We start from the raw sequence: 19,511 nt of genomic DNA on the forward strand, positions 1-19,511 counted from the left end.
ACCCAATACCCCTAGCTAAAGCAAATAAGCCCATCACTCCCACTAATTACCCATGCCGATTAAGTGGGTACTTGGACAAAATGCAACCTCAGGGCTACGCTTAAACAACTTGCCGAAAATTGAGACACCAGCATGCAAGAGAATACCCCCACCAGTCGCGCGCAGGAGTGGAAAGCCTTTCTATTTATTGCCGTCGTCCTGTTTCCCTTACTCAGCATTATTTTAGTTGGCGGATATGGCTTCGCTATTTGGTTTTTGCAGATGTTAATGGGCCCGCCGGGTCACGGCTAAACCGTTCGCGAGACCTTGAACACACATTAATCAATGGACTTTTGCCATGAAAAACACCGTACGCCGCTTTTGGCAAATCGTTAGTAAACCCAGTGTTCATCTTAGCTTTGGCTTTCTCACCATGGGCGGGTTTATTGCTGGGATCATCTTCTGGGGCGGGTTCAACACCGCACTCGAAGCCACCAACACCGAAGAGTTTTGTATTGGCTGTCACGAAATGCACGATAATGTCTATGTCGAGCTGCAAGAAACCATTCACTGGCAAAACCGCTCTGGCGTGCGGGCCACCTGTCCTGACTGCCACGTTCCTCATAACTGGACCGATAAAATAGCACGCAAAATGCAGGCATCTAAAGAGGTCTGGGGGGCGATTTTTGGCACCATAGACACCCGCGAAAAGTTCCTCGCTAAACGTGGCGAGCTTGCCCAACACGAATGGGACAGATTGACCGCCAATAACTCCCTTGAATGTAAAAATTGCCACAATTACGACAGCATGGACTTCAACATGATGTCCGAACGCGCACGCGTGCAAATGAAAATGGCCGCTGAGCGCGACCAAAGCTGTATCGATTGCCATAAGGGCATCGCCCACCACCTGCCCGAAAACATGAATTCAGGAGACGGCATGCTCGCCAAACTCGAAGCCATGGCTACCTCTGGCTACCAAGTGGGCCAAGCCTACTACAGTGTGCGCCAACTGCCGATGTTTACCGACAGCACCTTGACCACAGAAGCCGGCCAACTTAACGCTGCAACTAAGGTCACCATTCTCGACGTAAAAGGGGATGCCATCCAAATTGAAATCGATGCTTGGCGTAAAACCAAGGGGTTTGGTCGCGTGTTATTTGAAGACTTCGCGATGAACATTAACGACGGTTACCTAACCAAAGAAGTGGCGCAAAGTGATCAATATATGCAACAAGGGGAGTCCAAAGAGGATGACCTAACCGGCCTGCCTTGGCAAAAGGTCGCGGTCACCTTATGGCTGCGTAATGGTTCACTGACCGATTCACGCGATCGGCTCTGGCAGTTTGCTAAAACCACTTACGACACCAGTTGTAGCGTTTGTCACACCCAACCAGCGGAAGCGCACTTTGATACAAACACTTGGCCCGGCATGTTCAATGGCATGTTGTCGTTCGTCAATTTAGACGGCGACACGCAGGCTTTGGTACTGAAATACTTACAAAAACACTCATCGGACTTTGCTGATGGTGCGCATTAAATCGCTTACCCAATATTGAGCAGCGAACGAGCAACGACGGATAAGCAAGGATATCAACATGACTATTTCACGTCGCAGTTTTCTAAAAGGCATCGCCGCCACCAGTGCAGCGGGTTTAATTGGCCCAAGTTTACTACAACAAGCAGTGGCAGCCGCATCAGAATCACCCGGTCAATGGCAAGTTTCAGGCTCACATTGGGGCGCATTTAGAGCACGCGTTTATGCGGGTAAGGTACAAGAAATTAAACCGTTTGAAGCCGATAGCTACCCCACCGAGATGCTCAAAGGGATCAAAGGGATCATCTACAGCCCCTCACGGATCCGCTATCCCATGGTGCGCTATGATTGGTTTCTCAAACGCCACCAAAGTGACACCAAGCAACGGGGCGACAACCGCTTTATCCGCGTCACTTGGGATCAAGCCATCGACATGTTCTATCAAGAGTTGGAACGAGTACAAACCCAATACGGCCCTTGGGCGCTGCACACAGGGCAAACAGGCTGGCGCCAAACGGGACAAGTGCATTCATGTGGCAACCATATGGAGCGTGCCATCGCGATGCATGGCTACTCGGTGAAAAAAGTCGGTGATTACTCGACGGGAGCAGGTCAAACCATCATGCCTTATGTATTGGGCTCAACCGAGGTCTATGCCCAAGGCACCTCTTGGCCCCTCATTTTAAAACACAGTAAAACCATCGTGTTATGGGGCAGTGACTTAGTGAAAAACTTACAAGTCGGCTGGAACTGTGAAACCCACGAAGCCTATGAATATCTGGAACAATTAAAAGAGAAAGTCGCCAAAAAACAAATTCGTGTTATCAGCGTGGATCCGGTTCGCACCAAAACCCAAAAATACCTTAACTGTGAACAACAATACGTCAATCCACAAACCGATGTGCCCTTTATGCTGGGTATTGCCCACACTCTTTACAGTGAAAAACTGCACGATGAAAACTTCCTGAAAACCTATGCCCTTGGGTTTGAAGACTTTATTCCCTATGTCATGGGTAAAAGCAAAGACAAGGTAGAAAAAACCCCTGAATGGGCCGAATCGATTTGCGGCATTGCCGCCGATGACATTCGTGAATTTGCCCGCCTGCTCGCCAAGCAGCGAACGCAAATTATTTTTGGCTGGTGCGTGCAGCGCCAACAACATGGCGAGCAGCCCTATTGGATGGGGGCAGTCATTGCGGCCATGCTCGGACAAATCGGCTTGCCGGGCGGTGGCATCAGCTACGCTCACCATTACAGCTCCATTGGCGTACCTTCCACCGGCGCGGCAGGGCCTGGCGGCTTCCCGCGTAACCCAGACAACCCTGACGACAGGATCCATAAAAACAATGACTTTAAAGGCTACAGCAGTACCATCCCCGTTGCCCGCTGGGTTGATGCGATTATAGAGCCGGGTAAAAAAATCAATGCCAATGGTGCAACCATCACCCTGCCCGACTTAAAAATGATGGTCTTTTCCGGCTGTAACCCATGGCATCATCATCAAGATCGCAACCGCATGAAGCAAGCATTCCAAAAATTAGAAACCGTGGTGTCGGTTGATTTTACTTGGACCGCCACCTGTCGTTTTGCCGACATCGTGCTGCCTGCCTGCACCCAATGGGAACGTAACGATATTGACTTATATGGCTCTTACAGTAGCCGTGGCATCATTGCCATGCACAAGTTGGTGGACCCCTTATTCCAATCTAAAACCGACTTTGACATCTTTACCCTATTGGCAAAACGTTTTGGCAAAGACAAAGCCTACACCCAAGGAAAAGGCGAAATGGAGTGGGTGAAACAGCTTTATGATGAATGCGCCCAAGCCAACAAGGGTAAATTTGAAATGCCCGACTTTGCCACCTTTTGGCAGCAAGGTTGGGTTGATTTTGGCAAAGGCGAAAACTGGACCCGCCAAGCCGACTTTAGAGAAGATCCCGAAATCAATGCACTCGGCACGCCATCGGGATTTATCGAAATATTCAGCCGTAAAATCGATCGCTATGGTTACGATGACTGCCAAGGACATCCGATGTGGTTTGAAAAAGCCGAACGCTCCCATGGCGGCCCGGGCTCAGATAAACACCCCATTTGGCTACAATCTTGCCACCCAGATAAACGCTTGCACTCACAAATGTGTGACTCCGAAGCCTTTCGCGCCACTTACACGGTACAAGGCCGCGAGCCTTTATATATGAACCCCAAAGACGCAGCCCAGCGTGGCATTAAAGATGGCGACTTGGTCAGAGTGTTTAATCAACGCGGGCAATTGCTTGCTGGCGCCGTGGTCTCAGACGATTACGCTCCCGGGGTTGCGAGATTACAAGAAGGCGCTTGGTATGGCCCAGAAAGCGAAGCCATCGGCGCCCTTGATACTTATGGCGACCCTAACACCCTCACTATGGATATCGGCACGTCACAATTGGCACAAGCTACCAGCGCCAACACTTGCTTGGTAGAGATTGAAAAATATCAAGGTGATGCCCCCGCCGTCACCGCCTTTGGTGGCCCAGTGGAGATATCGTAATGACAACAAAGATAACCGAACAAGATGAAACCCGAGCTAGCTTATATTGGTGGTTTGCAAGCTTGTTTAGCCAAGAGTTAACGGCGGAGCAACTCAAGCAGTATCGAGCAAGCCCCCTTGGCCAAGGGCGCGCGCTGCTCAATGCATTAGCCGAGCAAAAAGAATTTAACGATGCCGCCAACGCGGTCATCACAGCCTTAGATAATTTGGTCAAATTACCCCACCCCGAGCTAGAGCTCGCCGCCGACTTTAGTCAACTGCTATTAACGGATCTGAAAACCGGTGCCCCCCCTTATGCCTCCCTCTATCTAGATCAAAAAGGATTATTATTTCAGCAACCCCACGACGACATGCAGGCCTTATTGCAAGATCAAGGCTTAAGGATCACCCCTGATTTTAACGAGCCCGCCGATCACCTTGCCATTCAACTTGACTACCTTGGCAACTTGATTTTGCAAACCAGCACTCAAGACCCCCAAGCGCAGCACCAATTTATACAGCGTCACTTGTTAAATTGGCTGCCGCAGTGGGTCACACGAAGTCGCCAAGTGCGACGCAATGGTTTTTACCCAGCACTGGCCCAGCTGCTATTACAATTCATTGAGCAAGACAGCCAGCAGCCACAACCTGTGGCGGCACACATCTAAGCTAACAACGCCAACGAAAGACCAAGATGTTAGCTATCCAGCCACCCGTCACCGCCCCTTTACTAGTAAAAACAATTACTTGAGTTAGATCTCATTCTCAACAGAATCAAATTGACCACCTTAGGCTTGCAAAGATACATTCGTGACCGAATTTTTAATGTCATAAAAGTGTAACATTTCGCTGAATACCAAGATGCTTTATTTTAAAAACAAGGAGTTATAATGCTAAATAAGATTGTCGTTGCGATGCTCGCGGCGGGCGCCATGGTTCAAGCCAACGCCAAAAACATGGATCAAGTTTCACTTGATTTAGAGCTCGGCCCATCGGTATTGAATACTGAATTGTCTTCCGCTTCTGGTTTGGTTGCTGATGGTAAGGCGTTATACGCCGTGGGTGATGATTCACCTTGGTTATTCAAGCTAAATAAAAAGTTTGATATCAAGAAAAAACACCTAATCAAAGACTACCCAATGACAGATGATGGCCGTATTGTAAAAGCGGTTAAACCCGATTACGAAGCCATGGCCATGGTTGAACACGATCTGAAAGATTGGTTCCTCGTATTAGGCTCGGGTAGTAAGGCCGAGGTACGCGAATGGGGTTATTTGATATCAAAGAATACCAAGCAACAAATCGAACGTTCATTGGCTCCGCTTTATGCACAACTATACCAGGCAGGTGGCTTCACGGGCGATCAAGAGCTCAATATTGAAGGCCTAGCCATTGCCAAAGATAAAGCCTTTATCTTTAACCGCGGTAACTCGGGTGGAAACCTGATCTTTATGCTAGATAAAGCCGAGCTGGTTAACTACATGGTAGGCGAGATCAACCAAGTGACTGAACTAAAAACCTTCACCGTTACCCTACCAACAGTAGCAGGCTTCGAAGCTGGTTTATCAGGTGGTGAGTTTTGGGTAGAGGGCAAATCCTTGGTCTATACCGCCTCGGTCGAAGCCACGGGTGACGCCTATAACGACGGTGAGATCTTAGGCAGCTTTATTGGTTTGATCCCACTCAAATCCTTTAAAGGCGCGAACCAACATATCGACCTGACCAGTGCAGCAGTGCCGCTGCTGGACAAACAAGGCCAGCCATTAATCACTAAGGTAGAGTCCATCGCTATCGTTGAAAGTGATAAGGAAGAAATCTCAGGCGCCTTAGTCAGTGACAACGATGACGGTACCAGTGAGTTCTTTTCTTTTGAATTAGAGCTCGACTAACTCCTCCCTCTGAAGACTAGCGCAGTACCTACCCTTATCCCAAGCTGTTCCTAGTCAACAGAGTAAGATACCATAGCCCTTTATTTGCTTAAGGGGCTATGTATGAAAGCCAGTGCCGTCCATATCCTGGTCAAACAACGTGACAAGTGTGAACAAATTAAGAAACAACTCGAAAAAGGCGCTGATTTTGCCAAGCTCGCCAAACAGCACTCTATTTGCCCATCAGGCAAAAAAGGGGGCTATCTGGGTGAGTTTCGCAAAGGCAGCATGGTCAAACAATTTGACGATGTGGTGTTTAAAAAAGAGCTCTATACGGTACATGGCCCAGTCAAAACCAAATTTGGTTTTCACCTTATAAAAATCTTATACCGTGGCTAAAACCACTTTAAAGATTAACTAGTTAAGTCAAAAAATCAGACTTTTAACGGTGACGTTGATGGCGCAATTCTCTATGCTTAGATGAGGAATCTAATCAGAGCTAAGCATTGATGCCAGACCAAGCCACTGCGAACCCACAGGCCAAGCGCCATCATAAAATCTGGCGTTGGTTGGGGCTGATATTCGCTTCCTTGACCCTGCTGATCACCCTGTTAGGGGTCTTTCTCTGGTTGGTACAGCCAACCATCAACCTAACTCGATATAATGCTGACTTTGCGGCATTGGCAAACCAGCAGCTTGAACATCCGATCAGCATCCAAGGCGATACCTTACTGCAACTTTCCCTCACACCGCATTTAACCGTCAACCAAATCAGCATCGCCAATCCCGCTCCTTACCCTGACCAGCTTGCCAAACTTGAGCAAGCCGAAATCGCATTAGCCTTGATCCCTTTGCTTTCAAAGCAAATTCAATTCAACACCATTAAGGTCACAGGGTTAACCACCAACCTGTTTGGCGATCAGCAACAAAACAATTGGCAATGGTTGCTCGCTAGCCAACAAACCAGTGATGCGCCAACCGCACCTTCTGATTGGCGCTTAACCCAGTTAGGACACATCGCCATTCACGATGTCACCATCAATCATCAACGAGACGCAGATACCTTTATTGATTATCGCCTTGACCAACTCACCTTTGGTGGTGATCAACAGCAAGATATTCGCCTTGATGCCAAAGGCAGTTTTGCTGGTTTGCCTTATCACGTTTCACTCTTGGCCAGTCCCCAAGCGCAACAAAGCCCCTACCAACTCAAGATTGACGTTGCCGGCATCAAGAGTGAATTTAACGGCACATTTGATCGCCATACTCACCAGGGGCAGGGTCAATTCAGCCTCACCTTAAAAGATGATACTTATCTAGCACCTTTATTTGGCGCCAATATTAAACCCTTGCTACCACTTAATTTTGCTGCCGAAATCAGTAACGCAAGCAAGCAGGTCGAAATGATGATCACCCAGATGCAGCTAGGCGGTACCCAATTGGATGGTCAAGCCAAAATCAACTGGCAGCCACCTCTGCCTGTTATCACCGGCCAACTTCATGGCGACAGCATTAATTTAAATCACTGGCTTGAGCCCCCAACTGACACGTCACCCTCAGGTCCAGCAGCAGAGAGGCAAACCCAACCTACCCCGCAAAAAAGCAAGGTAGATAGACAGATTCAGCAGGAGCAACAAGCCTTACTCCAACGCTTACGTTATTATTTTTCGTTACTGGAAGGAAACATCAGCTTTTCTCTGGACGAGCTAACCGGCCTTGGAACCAGCATAAAAGATGCTCGGCTCAAGGTTCGCTTAAAGCAAGGCAAGTTCACTGTCCCCGCTAAAGTCACCATCGCCAAGGTGCCTTTCAGTGGGCGCATTACCCTGCAGGCAACAGACACCATCAAGGCAAAGGTCAACCTTAAAGCCAAAAATGCAGAAATAGGCGATTTAGCCAAGCTGTTTCTAGGAGCATCTTCCGTCAAGGGTCAGGTCGAATCCTCGGTCTTAAAAATCAACAGCAAGGGCCACAATCTGCTTGCTCTGGTGCAAAACGCCAAGCTTAACTACCAATTAAAACAGGCTCATTTGCAATATGGCACCCCCAACCCCGTTCACTTTTCTGTGCACAATGCTGAATTTGTTTCGGGCAGCTTACTTACCTCAACCTTGAACGTCGATGGCCAATTATTAGGCGTCCCTGTGACCATCAAAGGTGAAGGAGAGCCAACCCAACAACTCGCCAAAGGAGAGCCTTGGCAAGTATCACTCAAGGTGAGCGCGCCACATAGCCATTTATCCCTTGCAGGTGGTATTCAACAACTCGGGCAACTTGATGGTAGCAAACTGACCCTAAACGCCGAGATCCAGCAACTCGGCGCACTCGCCAGCTGGTTTGCCATCGATCCAAGTAGCCGAGACAGCATTTCATTAGCAGGCCAACTCAAAGGCGTAGCCGATCACTTCGAGCTCGATTTAGACACCCTTAAGCTGGGTCAGACTCAAGGCCGGGCGCACCTTTATTGGCAACCCGATCAAGATAACGCCTACGTTAAACTAAGCAGCCACTTTGCGCGGATCAACTTGGCACAAATGAGTCGCATGACTCACCAACCGAACAAGCCCGTGACGCCGCAAACCGGGCTTACCCTGTCAGCGCCCATTCTGCCAAGTGAGATCAAGATCATGGATGCCGACTTGGAACTGAAAATAGATCGCCTTAACAGCCAAACCTTAAACTTTAACAACATCATACTTAACGGCAAGATTCGCGATGGCTGGCTTAAACAAGCTCCTTTTGGTGTTACCCTAGGCAGTAATCGTTTTAATGGCGATATCAGTGTCGACTTACGCCACTTCCCGCCCCAAGCGAGCTTTGCACTGACCAGCAAACAAACCGACATAGGTGAAATAGCACGCTTACTCAAGCTCAGTGATGAGCTCGATCTTCACGCCGACCAACTCTCTTTACGCAGCCAGGTAAAGGGAGATAACATTCAAGCCATGTTATTGTCGGCCAAGCTGAACGCATCTGTTCAAGGTGGGCTCTGGCGACTGCCCAGTAAACGCCCAGGGCAAATCACAGAAATTGAGTTAAGCCAAGGCAGTCTTAGTATGGAGCGGGACAAAGATAGTCTGTTGACACTAGAAGGGAAGCTGCTTAAGCAACCGGTGCAGCTTTCGCTGCGTGCGCCTTCATTGAGGGCCAGCCATAACTCGAAGCAGCCCCTTCCCATTCAGTTAAATGCGCAGTTAAATCAGATAAAACTGGCCGCCAGTAGCCGGGTCTCTTTACCAATTTCAACCCATAATCTTCAACTTGCATTGCAACTCGATAGCCCCACACTCGCTGAGATCCAACCGCTAATCCCCATTGACTTACCACACTTTGGCCCTGTCCACCTTCAGGCCAATTTGCATACCGATGCGGTCGGCTACTATCTCGACCAAGTGAGGTTACAACTTTCTAACAGCCATTTAGCAGGCAAGATGGCTCTGTTGGCTAACACCACCACGGGTAAGCCACAATTTGATTTGTCCCTTCACTCACCACAAATTCAACTTAATGATTTTCGCGACCAAAACTGGCGCCTATTTGCGGCGTCAAACCCGCCATCCAGCGACGCTAAAGTGGGCCAATCCGCCCCTATTTCACCAGCCACGTTTCAGCGTCTCGATGCCAACATCAAGTTAAAGGTAGACAAGGTAGTGTCTGGCCAAGACCATTTAGGCCAAGGCCAACTGGATTTCAACTTAACTGACGGTAACGCCGAGTTACAACGGTTACAACTGGAAATACCCGGTGGCAATGTCGTGATAAAATCCGGCCTCAACTTCAACAATGGCTTATACAACAGTTGGGTAGATGCTCAAATTGATAAGTTAGATTACGGTGTGCTGGCCAATCGTATCGAGCCCAACAGCAAGATAAAGGGCGAACTCAGTTTGGATCTGGCGGTTAAGGGCTCAGCGCCTAAACTCACTAAACTGCTCAATCAAGCCGATGGCCATGTGCGTTTTGCCATTCACCCTCAGTCATTTAAGGCCGATATTTTTGATTTGTGGGCGGTAAGCCTAGTCAGCGCCTTGCTGCCCAAAGTCACCGACGAAGACCATGCCGAAGTGAATTGCTTAGTGGGTCGCTTTAATCTTAACCAAGGGGTACTGACACAAGAGCGGGTATTACTCGACAGCACCCGGATGCAAGCCTTTGGCGAAGTGCAAATCGATTTAAACCGCCGAGATGTTAACATCAAGCTCACACCAAGGGCTAAGCGTGCGCAAATTTTCGCCCTGCAAACTCCCATCCAAGTCAAGGGCAAGATAGAAGATTTCAAGGTGGGCATTGCGCCGGGCGGTCTAATAGGCACCACCCTTAGATTTATCACCAGCCCCGTCGTCGCGCCACTAAAATGGATGCTTGAGACTCCCGTCAACAACAATGGTCAACCGCAATGCCAACAAGCTTGGCAGGGGGACGTCAACTAAACCTTAAAACGCAAAAAACTCACGGCTGGTGCGAGTGGTATTGGCAATCAAATCCGCTAAGGGTTGGCCTTTAATGTCGGCGATGGTTTGGGCGATATGGGGTAAATATTGCGGTAGGTTACGACTGGATTTGGGTTTTGGTCGCAAGGTGCGAGGCACCAGATAAGGGCTATCGGTTTCTATCATTAAGCGATTATCGGGGATCACTTTGACCGCCTCATGCAAATGCAGGCCACGGCGCTCATCGCAGATCCAACCTGTAATCCCTATGTGCAAGTCTAAATCTAAATAGGCGTGAAGCTCTGCCTGTGTGCCGGTAAAGCAATGCAAGACGGCCGCGGGCAAATCATCACGATAGGGCTTTAGGATGTCAATAAAGCGCGCGCTGGCGTCACGCTCGTGTAAAAAAACCGGTAATTGTAATTCCACCGCCAACTCGAGTTGCTCGGCAAAGACCTTATCTTGAATTGGGCGCGGTGAAAAATCACGGTTGTAGTCCAGGCCACATTCACCCACGGCTTTCACCTGAGGCAAGGCCCAAAGCTCACGCAGCGCCTGCCAAGTCGTTTGATCCACGGTTTTAGCATCGTGAGGATGCACCCCTGCGGTCGCGTATAAATAATCGGGATAAAGCGCGGCCAATTGCGCCGCCTGCTGGCTTTCGACTAAGCAAGTACCGGTGACCACCATGGCACTCACGCCCGCTTGTTGCGCAGCGGCTATCACCTCGGCGCGATCTTTATCAAAGCGCGCGTTGGTTAAGTTAATGCCAATATCGATCATCTAGTCTGTCGCCTCTTGCTCGTCTTCGTTCTTTTTGACATAAAAACGCGAGAACAATAAACCTAACTCAAACAGCAGCAACATGGGAATCGCCAGCATGGTTTGGGAGATAATATCGGGCGGTGTGAGTAACATGCCAATGACAAATGCAGCGACCACAATATAAGGGCGCTTGGCCTTTAACTGTGCAGGCGTGGTGGCCCCCGTCCAACAGAGTAATAAGGTGGCAATGGGAATTTCAAAGGCTAAACCAAAGGCGAAAAACAGCTTTAACACAAAGTCTAAATAACTGCTGATGTCCGTGGCGATGGTCACGCCCTCGGGCGCCACCGAAGTGAAAAATTGAAACACCAAAGGAAACACCACGTAATAAGCAAACGCAATGCCGCCATAAAACAGCAGAGCACTAAAGAACACCAAAGGAGCAATGAGTCTTTTCTCGTGTTGGTACAAACCCGGTGCGATAAAGCCCCAAGCTTGATACAACAAATAAGGCATGGCCAAAAATACGCTTAATACTATGGTTAGCTTAATCGGCGTAAAAAATGGTGTTGCCACATCGGTCGCTATCATGCTTGCCCCTTCAGGCAAATGGCTGGTGAGAGGCTCTGCCACAAAATAATAAATCTCATTGGCAAAATAGACTAAGCCCGCAAAAATCAGGGCAACCGCGATCACCGCGCGCAGCAAACGATTTCTTAGCTCCATTAAATGGCTGATAAGGGGGGCAGCAGAGTGCTCAGGTAACGGCTCTGACATTTATTTTTTTTCCTGACTCGCAACTGAAGCAGTCGGCGCTTTTGGTGAAGGTGATGGCACAGAATCGGTTGATGCCGAGGGCGACGGAGACTCAGTGGTCGGCTTAGATTCATCGCTGTAAGGACGCGTCACCGCTTGTGCGGCTTGTTTCAAGCTCTCCACCGATTCATTCAGTTCGGGTGATAAACCTTCCAACCCTTGCTGCTCAGCTTTGCGTAAGTTTTCGTGCATCTCGTGGATCTTAAGCTCTTGCGATAGTTCATTTTTCATTGAGTTCGCCGTGCCTTTAATGGCCCGCACCCAACTCATGACGGTGCGAATGGCCACGGGCAAGCGCTCAGGCCCTAATACAATTAGGCCGATCACCGAGATAAGCACGATCTCCCAAAAACCGATATCGAACATGGCGGTTTAACCCTGCTCTTTTTGCTTGTTCTTCTCGTCGTCAGCAGCCAGATCCGCTTGTTTTTTTTGCGCCGGATCGGCCAAGTTTTTGGTCTCTGTCGTGCTGGCATCGTCATTATCGTTCATGGCTTTTTTAAAGCCCTTGATGGCGTCGCCTAAGTCACCGCCCATGCCGCGTAATTTTTTCGTACCAAAAAGTAAAATCACAATGGCTGCAATAATCAGTAATTGCCAAATGCTAATACCACCCATAATGTCATCCTGTATTTATTAAATGTTAAGTTATTTTGTCACTTTATTGTTTCAAGTATAAGGTCATTGTTCACTAAAAGCTTATTACGGCGCAACGATTTACCGACTCTACCCTTTAGCGGTATGCCAATAGGCCTTAACACAGGCAAGCACACCCAGCACTGCCGCCACTTTGGCTGCTCCTTCTTGCTCACCATATAGCACCGCGCCCCCCACCAGCATGGCCCCGCCGACGATGACCCAAAAGCGGCTCTTGGCCATATTGCGACTGTGTTGCTGAAAGGCTTGCTGCATTTGGTTAAGCTGTTGTTGCTGGGTTCTAAATTGCTTCAAACCATCATAAATCAACTCGGGAAACTCGGGTAATTTTTCTGCCCAAAACGGCGCTTTATCCTTCACCGCATTGACCACGGCTTTTGGCCCGACTTGCTGCATCATCCAGTTTTCGAGAAACGGCTTAGCGGTCTTCCATAAATCTAACTCTGGATAAAGCTGGCGACCTAAGCCTTCAATATATAACAAAGTTTTTTGCAGTAATACCAGTTGAGGCTGCACCTTCATATTAAAACGGCGGGCGGTGTTAAACAGGTTGAGTAGTACATGGCCAAAAGAGATTTGCGCCAGTGGTTTTTCAAAGATCGGCTCGCAGACCGCGCGAATGGCAAACTCAAACTCTTCCACCTTGGTATCCATAGGTACCCAGCCAGAATCCAGATGCAGTTGCGCCACCTTGCGATAATCTCGGTTAAAAAAGGCGAGGAAGTTTTCCGCTAGGTAACGCTGATCTTCTTTATTTAAGGTACCCACTATGCCGCAGTCGATGCCGATCCACATCGGGTCTTCGGGGTGTTCACGCGACACAAAGACATTGCCGGGATGCATATCGGCATGGAAGAAACTATCGCGAAATACTTGCGCAAAAAAGGTTTCAACACCGCGCTCTGCCAGTAACTTCATATTGGTGCCTTGGGCTTCAAGGGCCGCAATATCCGATACGGGAATGCCGTAAATACGCTCCATCACCAACACCTTGTGGGTGCAGTAATCACTGTAGATTTCTGGCACATAAAGCTCTTTAGAGCCTTCAAAATTACGCCTTAGTTGGATCGCATTAGCGCCTTCACGCATCAAGTCCAGCTCATCGATGATGGTTTTTTCGTATTCTTCCACCACCTCAACAGGACGCAGACGGTCAGCTTCTGGGGCGTATTTTGCCAGCACTTGCGCCAATAGCTTCATCAGTTGAATATCGGCCTTTATCACCTTATCGATGCCCGGGCGGATCACCTTGATCACCACCTCGCGGCCATCTTGCTTTAAGGTAGCAGTATGAACTTGGGCTATGGAGGCCGACGCCAAGGGCTTAGCATCAAAGTTATCAAACAGTTGGCCAACCTTGGCGCCCAGATGGCGTTCAATCTCGGCAACAGCGATATCACCACAGAAGGGCTCAACCTGGTCTTGCAGCAAGGCTAATTGTTCGGCATATTCGGGCGGCAATAAATCACGGCGTGTTGACAGCATTTGGCCTAGCTTAATATAAACCGGCCCTAGGGCTTGCAGCGCTAACCGACAGCGCTCGGGTAAGGATTTGTCTTTGTGCTCATTACCCAACCAAAACAGCGCCTTACGCGCCAGGCGGCTGCCCATGGGCAAATGCTCGTAGGGGACGAGCTCATCTAAGCCATAGTTTAAAAAGGTTTTACTAATCGCATATAGCCGGCCTAACTCGGCAAATTTCATCATTTCACCACTCGCCCTAGTAGCTTATCCAACCGAGCGAACACTTGTTCACTGTGCTGTTCTAATTGAGTCACTTGATCGCAAAAAAATGCCACTTCTAATGGGCTCGGTGCTAAACGGTATTCTTCGGTGATCACCTCGGCCACATTGCGCTGAATACGGCACAGTTGCCGACCGGCCACGCGCCTCGCTTGGCCAAGGCCGTAACATAGCTTATGGGCCAGCACATCACCTAGATAGCGGGATAATTCATCTTCCCAATCAATGTCCATTTCGGTGAGCAGCTGGGCAAACTGTTGTAACAGCTGAATATCCCCTTCCACCTCTAGTTTATCTTGCTTGATCAAACTGGTCGTTTTAGCGCTATCTTTTAGTTCATCTAGAGCGGTTACCGACAGCTTGACCCGCACATCCGGCGTGCCTTCATATTCCCCCAGTACATCCACCTGCTGGGTACTGATCACAAAATAAAACGGCTTTGGCAGCTCTTTTAACTCGATGGAAAATACCTTACCGGCTAATTTCTTGCGTCGTGCTTGCCCTTGTCGATCCCATTGTTGCAGCGAATTGATGCCAGTTTCTACACCAGCGCTAATCAGATTCAATAAAGGCATAGCTGACTCCTAGAATTTGTAACCACGATGCAATGCGACAATGCCACCTGTCATATTGTAGTACTCAACCCCTTCAAAACCGGCCTGCTCCATCATACCTTTTAAGGTTTCTTGATCTGGGTGCATGCGGATACTTTCTGCTAAATAACGATAACTTTCTGAATCGTTAGCCACGACCTTGCCCATGGCAGGTAAAATATTGAAGGAATAAAAGTCGTATAGCTTGCTCAGCATCGGCTGCTCGGTTTTGGAAAACTCTAAGACCAACAAGCGGCCACCCGGCTTGAGCACTCGAAACATAGATCGAATCGCCTTGTCTTTATCGGTAACATTGCGCAAACCAAACGCAATGGTGACAAGATCAAAATGATTATCAGGAAATGGCAAGGCTTCCGCATTGGCTTGTACATATTCAACATTGCCTTCAATGCCCAAATCACGCAGTTTAGCCCGGCCGACTTTAAGCATGGAGTCGTTAATATCGGCTAGCACCACATGGCCTTGCTCACCAACCACACGAGAAAACTTAGCGGTTAAATCTCCCGTACCGCCGGCCAGATCCAACACTTTTTGACCGGGACGAATACCTGAGCAATCAATGGCAAAACGCTTCCAAACGCGATGAATGCCTAATGACATAAAATCATTCATCACATCATATTTTGTCGCAACTGAGTGAAATACCTCAGCCACTTTTTCAACTTTGTCAGCCTTAGCAACAGTTTGATAACCAAAGTGAGTGGTTTCTTGATTGATAGCGTTGTCAACCTGCTCCGTCATGGTGCGTCCTTAAAATCCTAACTGGACCGCTAGTTTACTTGATGGGGCGCTGTCACTCCAGCACTTAGCAAACACCAAGACCGCACGCAATCAATCCGATTAAAACGACTCCTGCTTTAATCAAGCCTTTTGATCTTTCTAAAGCATGAAGACTGTATGAAAGATAGTTAATGTTAATCCTAAAAGTAAATTAAATACAATAAGTTAAAATATAGGCACTAGAAAAGACTGAGAAAAATACAGCTTATATTCAGCTTATTTCGGCTAAACTAAATTTTGTACACATTAGAGAGTTTTTACGGTCTCTCTAAGCGTCTAACGTATTGCAACAACCAATAGCTTGCTTGTTCATGATTTACAAGGAATTCGTACTTATGGGGATAAGGGGCGGATTCCAGTTTCTAGGCGAGAGTGATCATGACAAGTGAGCTGCTTCAAAGATATCTCTTTATTGCACTCAGCCCCTTTCACAGCCATTAAAATCTCAACTACACTGGTTCTAACTATTTATTAAATCAGATTTTTTATTCCTGATTACTCAGCTAGTTTCGAGTGTGTATGTCCTTAGTATCCAAATTACTGCTGCTAATTAGCACTATCGTTCTGGGCGTCATGCTCACACTCGGCTTGTACATTCTTCAAAATGTAAAAAAGGTCGACGATGAGCAATTGCAACAATTGCTTTACAGTTATCTCAACATGACCGAAAGCCGGTTTAACGATCGCGCACAATTTTTGATTCATAACGCCACCGTCACGGCGCAAAATCCAGATATTCACGCGGTGCTCCAGCGCTATCAACCGCAAGATATCGCCAGCCAATTGAACAACATCGTCGCCCTCTACCCCTACCTCACTTATATTTTAGTACTTGATTTAGATGCCGATATTCTTGCCGCCAGTAACCGAAATAGCCAAGGCTCTCCCCTTAACACCTTTACCTGGCTAAGTCGAACCACTAAAAATCACCCGTTGTTTCCGGGGCTTTCGACTAATCAAGCCTTAATCAGCAAGCCGGATATGGATCCGTTACTGCAACAGCAAACACTGCACCAGTGGATCATTGCCCCGGTAAAACAAGAAGGTGACCTACTCGGTTGGGTCGTACTGTCGTTTGATTGGCAAAGTGCCAGCGAAAACACCCTACTTGAGCTCACCCAAGAACAACAAGATCACGGCTCCGCTATCCTTGATGCGTTAATCACAGACAGCAACAACATCATTATTGTCAGTTCCGATCCCCGTCAAGAAGGCAGCCCTTTTACCCCCAGTGACAAGGTCCGCGTGATCGGTAAAAACATCATGGTCGCCAACCAAGAAATGACCATGTATATCATTCACGATAAAGCCCGACTCAATGCCACCATAGAAAAATCACAAACATTATTATTCAGCGTCGTGCTGCTGATGACACTATTGCTGCTAGTGGGGCTATATTGGGGGCTAAAACGCCAGCTATTTCGCCGCATCGAAGTGCTACAACAAGGCACGGAGCAACTTGATCAAGGCAATTTCAATTACCAACTGCCCGATCTAGGCAAAGACGAGCTGGGCCACCTTGGCAAAACCCTTAATCATTTAGCCCACAACCTTGAGCATTCACGTCATTTACTTGAACAAGAAAAACAAAGCTTGGACGAAAAGATCCTCGCGCGCACCCAAGAGCTCGAAATTGCGAATGAAAAAGCCGAGGCAAGCACTAAGGCCAAGAGCGAATTTTTAGCCGCCATGAGCCACGAAATTCGCACCCCACTCAATGGGGTCCTCGGCATGGCTCAGTTACTGCAAAACTCCGGCCTAACACAGCAACAAAAAGAATACGCCGATATCCTGTATCAATCCGGCTCTTCTTTATTAATTATTATCAATGACATATTGGATTTTTCTAAGATCGAGGCGGGCCACTTAAGCTTAGATAACATGCCTTTTGACTTAGAGAAGGAGTGTTACGAAACCTGCCAATCCCTATCATTACAGTCTGATGAAAAGGGACTCGAACTTATTCTTGATTATGAAGTGGAATGCCCGAGCATGGTGATCGGCGATGCTTACCGCATCCGTCAATTACTGATCAACTTAATTGGTAACGCCATCAAGTTTACCGAACAAGGGCACATCACCGTCAAGGTAAACGCAGAGCAAGATCAGTATGGACAATACCTGTTCGCTATTTCAGTCGAAGATACCGGCATCGGCATTCCTCACCATATTCAACCTCATTTGTTCTCCTCATTTACGCAAGCCGACTCTTCAACTACCCGTAAATATGGAGGTACGGGGTTGGGCCTCGCCATATGCAAGCAGCTGTGCGATCTCATGGGTGGCAATATTTCACTGAGTAGTGAGCCCGGACAAGGAACCTGTTTTACCCTTCACTTACCTTTGGGGCTACATCAAACGAGCCAATTCAAACCCAGCACCGCCACCAAAGGGGCCAAGGTATTAGTCGTCGATGACAACCCGCTTAACCTACGTATTCTTGAACGCTTACTCGCCCCATTAGCGCTTGAACTGACCTTAGAAGCAGACCCCTTGGTTGCATTGGCCCAGTTACAGCAACCAGATAACCATTACCAATTGTTGATCACCGACTACCAAATGCCGGCCCTTGACGGTGCAAGCTTGATCCAGCAAACCAGAAACCTGACCCAATACCACGCTTTACCTATTCTGGTGCTCTCTTCCTCCTGCCAGCTGCAAGACAATGAAAAACTTAAGCAAGCGGGTGCGTCTAAGATTTTAAGCAAACCCATTATTCGCACCATATTATATCCCGTCATCGACAACTTACTCAGGCATAGCCAGGCATCAACCACCTTTTCTCAGCATGAAAATGAGCCCCTTGCCCAACAGCTAGAAGGGCGGATCCTATTGGCCGAGGACGTCACCACCAATCAACTGGTTGCCACCGCCATGCTTGAAAAGTTCGGCCTAAACGTAGACATCGCTCAAAACGGCCAGCAAGCCATAGAGAAATGGCGCCAGCAAGACTACGACTTGATCTTGATGGACTGCCAAATGCCGGTGCTTGACGGCTATCAAGCAACGATAAGAATCAGGGCCGAAGAGTTAGGCGATCCTATTCCTATTATTGCCTTAACAGCCAATGCCTTAGATACCGATAGAACACGTTGCTTTGATGTCGGCATGAATGATTTTCTTGCTAAACCCTTTGAACAGCAAGCGTTAATACGCATGTTGCAACATTGGCTTACCCCAAAAACCAAGCCAGATGCTGATGCCGCGGCTGCAACCGATACTCAGGTAACTGAAGTTGCTACGCAGCCATTACAAAATAAGGAGTCAATGATGGAATCAAATACCTCAATGCAAAATGACAGTCACTTTATTGACCAAAATGCGTTTGACAGCTTGAAGAAAGCCATGGGACAAAACTTCAACATACTCATCGACGCATTTGTGACTAGCCTAGATGAACAGCAAGCAAATCTGCCAAAACAAATCCAAGAAAATGATTTGGAAGCCTATATTCGCGAAGTGCACAGCATGAAGTCGGCCAGTGCCAATTTTGGCTTTACCGATTTTTCTAACTTAAACAAACAATTAGAATTAGCTGGCTCGAAAGAAGCCCATTTTGCTAGCGAAGCCGAACTCGCCGAACTGACTCAGCAGGCAGAGCAAATTAAACGATGGTTAACCGAGCAAAGCTAAACCAAACCCGCTCAATCAAAAGATAAATCAAAAGAGATATGTAAAGCTAAGTAAGTTTCCCGCGATTAACTTGTAATTCCCCTAGCGCAGTAATACAAAGCTACTGCGCGATCATTTTTTTAACATCATGAAAGAAATAAGCATCCGCACGGTCTATTTCAATAACACTGTCATTTTCGGAGC

Annotated in this window: 15 protein-coding genes; 8 read left to right on the forward strand and 7 right to left on the reverse strand. The window is 48.0% G+C overall.

The annotated features are described in order from the left end of the window. Window positions 1–132: 132 nt before the first annotated feature. From torE to K6Y21_RS06300, 7 genes are all read left to right on the forward strand, one after another. Window positions 133–291, forward strand: coding sequence for a trimethylamine N-oxide reductase system protein TorE (torE, locus tag K6Y21_RS06270; protein WP_233070925.1), 159 nt, complete (start codon window positions 133–135; stop codon window positions 289–291). 46 nt (window positions 292–337) lie between these two features. Then, window positions 338–1,519, forward strand: a complete 1,182-nt coding sequence (torC, locus tag K6Y21_RS06275) for a pentaheme c-type cytochrome TorC (protein WP_233070926.1) — start codon at window positions 338–340, stop codon at window positions 1,517–1,519. Window positions 1,520–1,577: 58 nt separating this feature from the next. Beyond that, window positions 1,578–4,043, forward strand: a complete 2,466-nt coding sequence (gene torA, locus K6Y21_RS06280; RefSeq protein ID WP_233070927.1) for a trimethylamine-N-oxide reductase TorA — start codon at window positions 1,578–1,580, stop codon at window positions 4,041–4,043. After that, the gene (gene torD / locus K6Y21_RS06285; protein WP_233070928.1) at window positions 4,043–4,690 is read left to right on the forward strand and encodes a molecular chaperone TorD; all 648 of its coding nucleotides are present in this window, start codon (window positions 4,043–4,045) and stop codon (window positions 4,688–4,690) included. The genes torA and torD overlap by 1 nt, the downstream gene beginning before the upstream one ends. A gap of 222 nt (window positions 4,691–4,912) precedes the next feature. Beyond that, complete coding sequence (locus K6Y21_RS06290) at window positions 4,913–5,911, forward strand: DUF6929 family protein (RefSeq protein WP_233070929.1); 999 nt, start codon at window positions 4,913–4,915, stop codon at window positions 5,909–5,911. A 102-nt stretch (window positions 5,912–6,013) separates the two neighbouring features. After that, window positions 6,014–6,289, forward strand: a complete 276-nt coding sequence (locus K6Y21_RS06295; RefSeq protein ID WP_233070930.1) for a peptidylprolyl isomerase — start codon at window positions 6,014–6,016, stop codon at window positions 6,287–6,289. 110 nt (window positions 6,290–6,399) lie between these two features. Further along, entirely contained in the window at window positions 6,400–10,320 is a 3,921-nt protein-coding gene (locus K6Y21_RS06300; RefSeq protein WP_233070931.1) for an AsmA family protein, read from the forward strand. A gap of 3 nt (window positions 10,321–10,323) precedes the next feature. Here the strand turns inward: K6Y21_RS06300 and K6Y21_RS06305 are convergent, their stop codons facing one another. From K6Y21_RS06305 to ubiE, 7 genes are all read right to left on the reverse strand, one after another. After that, on the reverse strand, window positions 10,324–11,103 hold the full coding sequence (locus tag K6Y21_RS06305) for a TatD family hydrolase (RefSeq protein ID WP_233070932.1): 780 nt from the start codon (window positions 11,101–11,103) through the stop codon (window positions 10,324–10,326). Beyond that, window positions 11,104–11,862 (reverse strand): twin-arginine translocase subunit TatC, encoded by a 759-nt coding sequence (gene tatC / locus K6Y21_RS06310; protein ID WP_233070933.1) that lies wholly within the window; start codon window positions 11,860–11,862, stop codon window positions 11,104–11,106. Next, entirely contained in the window at window positions 11,863–12,267 is a 405-nt protein-coding gene (tatB, locus tag K6Y21_RS06315) for a Sec-independent protein translocase protein TatB (protein WP_233070934.1), read from the reverse strand. A gap of 6 nt (window positions 12,268–12,273) precedes the next feature. After that, window positions 12,274–12,519, reverse strand: coding sequence for a twin-arginine translocase TatA/TatE family subunit (gene tatA / locus K6Y21_RS06320; RefSeq protein WP_233070935.1), 246 nt, complete (start codon window positions 12,517–12,519; stop codon window positions 12,274–12,276). Window positions 12,520–12,627: 108 nt separating this feature from the next. Further along, entirely contained in the window at window positions 12,628–14,262 is a 1,635-nt protein-coding gene (ubiB, locus tag K6Y21_RS06325; protein WP_233071098.1) for a ubiquinone biosynthesis regulatory protein kinase UbiB, read from the reverse strand. Next, window positions 14,262–14,876 (reverse strand): ubiquinone biosynthesis accessory factor UbiJ, encoded by a 615-nt coding sequence (locus tag K6Y21_RS06330; protein ID WP_233070936.1) that lies wholly within the window; start codon window positions 14,874–14,876, stop codon window positions 14,262–14,264. The genes ubiB and K6Y21_RS06330 overlap by 1 nt, the downstream gene beginning before the upstream one ends. A 9-nt stretch (window positions 14,877–14,885) precedes the next feature. Continuing rightward, window positions 14,886–15,656, reverse strand: a complete 771-nt coding sequence (gene ubiE, locus K6Y21_RS06335; protein ID WP_233070937.1) for a bifunctional demethylmenaquinone methyltransferase/2-methoxy-6-polyprenyl-1,4-benzoquinol methylase UbiE — start codon at window positions 15,654–15,656, stop codon at window positions 14,886–14,888. 558 nt (window positions 15,657–16,214) lie between these two features. Between ubiE and K6Y21_RS06340 the strand changes: the two genes are divergently transcribed. Beyond that, window positions 16,215–19,328 (forward strand): HAMP domain-containing sensor histidine kinase, encoded by a 3,114-nt coding sequence (locus K6Y21_RS06340; RefSeq protein ID WP_233070938.1) that lies wholly within the window; start codon window positions 16,215–16,217, stop codon window positions 19,326–19,328. Window positions 19,329–19,511: the final 183 nt, after the last annotated feature.

Source organism: Motilimonas eburnea (assembly GCF_021295345.1).
In the GTDB taxonomy this organism is placed as follows: Bacteria; Pseudomonadota; Gammaproteobacteria; order Enterobacterales; family CBDFNC01; genus Motilimonas; species Motilimonas eburnea.

What these genes read in the sequence shown, in the direction of transcription:
- torE (WP_233070925.1), top strand. Translation starts at nt 133, where the DNA reads ATGCAAGAGAATACCCCCACCAGTCGCGCGCAGGAGTGGAAAGCCTTT.
- torC (WP_233070926.1), top strand. Translation starts at nt 338, where the DNA reads ATGAAAAACACCGTACGCCGCTTTTGGCAAATCGTTAGTAAACCCAGT.
- torA (WP_233070927.1), top strand. Translation starts at nt 1,578, where the DNA reads ATGACTATTTCACGTCGCAGTTTTCTAAAAGGCATCGCCGCCACCAGT.
- torD (WP_233070928.1), top strand. Translation starts at nt 4,043, where the DNA reads ATGACAACAAAGATAACCGAACAAGATGAAACCCGAGCTAGCTTATAT.
- K6Y21_RS06290 (WP_233070929.1), top strand. Translation starts at nt 4,913, where the DNA reads ATGCTAAATAAGATTGTCGTTGCGATGCTCGCGGCGGGCGCCATGGTT.
- K6Y21_RS06295 (WP_233070930.1), top strand. Translation starts at nt 6,014, where the DNA reads ATGAAAGCCAGTGCCGTCCATATCCTGGTCAAACAACGTGACAAGTGT.
- K6Y21_RS06300 (WP_233070931.1), top strand. Translation starts at nt 6,400, where the DNA reads ATGCCAGACCAAGCCACTGCGAACCCACAGGCCAAGCGCCATCATAAA.
- K6Y21_RS06305 (WP_233070932.1), bottom strand. Translation starts at nt 11,103, where the DNA reads ATGATCGATATTGGCATTAACTTAACCAACGCGCGCTTTGATAAAGAT.
- tatC (WP_233070933.1), bottom strand. Translation starts at nt 11,862, where the DNA reads ATGTCAGAGCCGTTACCTGAGCACTCTGCTGCCCCCCTTATCAGCCAT.
- tatB (WP_233070934.1), bottom strand. Translation starts at nt 12,267, where the DNA reads ATGTTCGATATCGGTTTTTGGGAGATCGTGCTTATCTCGGTGATCGGC.
- tatA (WP_233070935.1), bottom strand. Translation starts at nt 12,519, where the DNA reads ATGGGTGGTATTAGCATTTGGCAATTACTGATTATTGCAGCCATTGTG.
- ubiB (WP_233071098.1), bottom strand. Translation starts at nt 14,262, where the DNA reads ATGAAATTTGCCGAGTTAGGCCGGCTATATGCGATTAGTAAAACCTTT.
- K6Y21_RS06330 (WP_233070936.1), bottom strand. Translation starts at nt 14,876, where the DNA reads ATGCCTTTATTGAATCTGATTAGCGCTGGTGTAGAAACTGGCATCAAT.
- ubiE (WP_233070937.1), bottom strand. Translation starts at nt 15,656, where the DNA reads ATGACGGAGCAGGTTGACAACGCTATCAATCAAGAAACCACTCACTTT.
- K6Y21_RS06340 (WP_233070938.1), top strand. Translation starts at nt 16,215, where the DNA reads ATGTCCTTAGTATCCAAATTACTGCTGCTAATTAGCACTATCGTTCTG.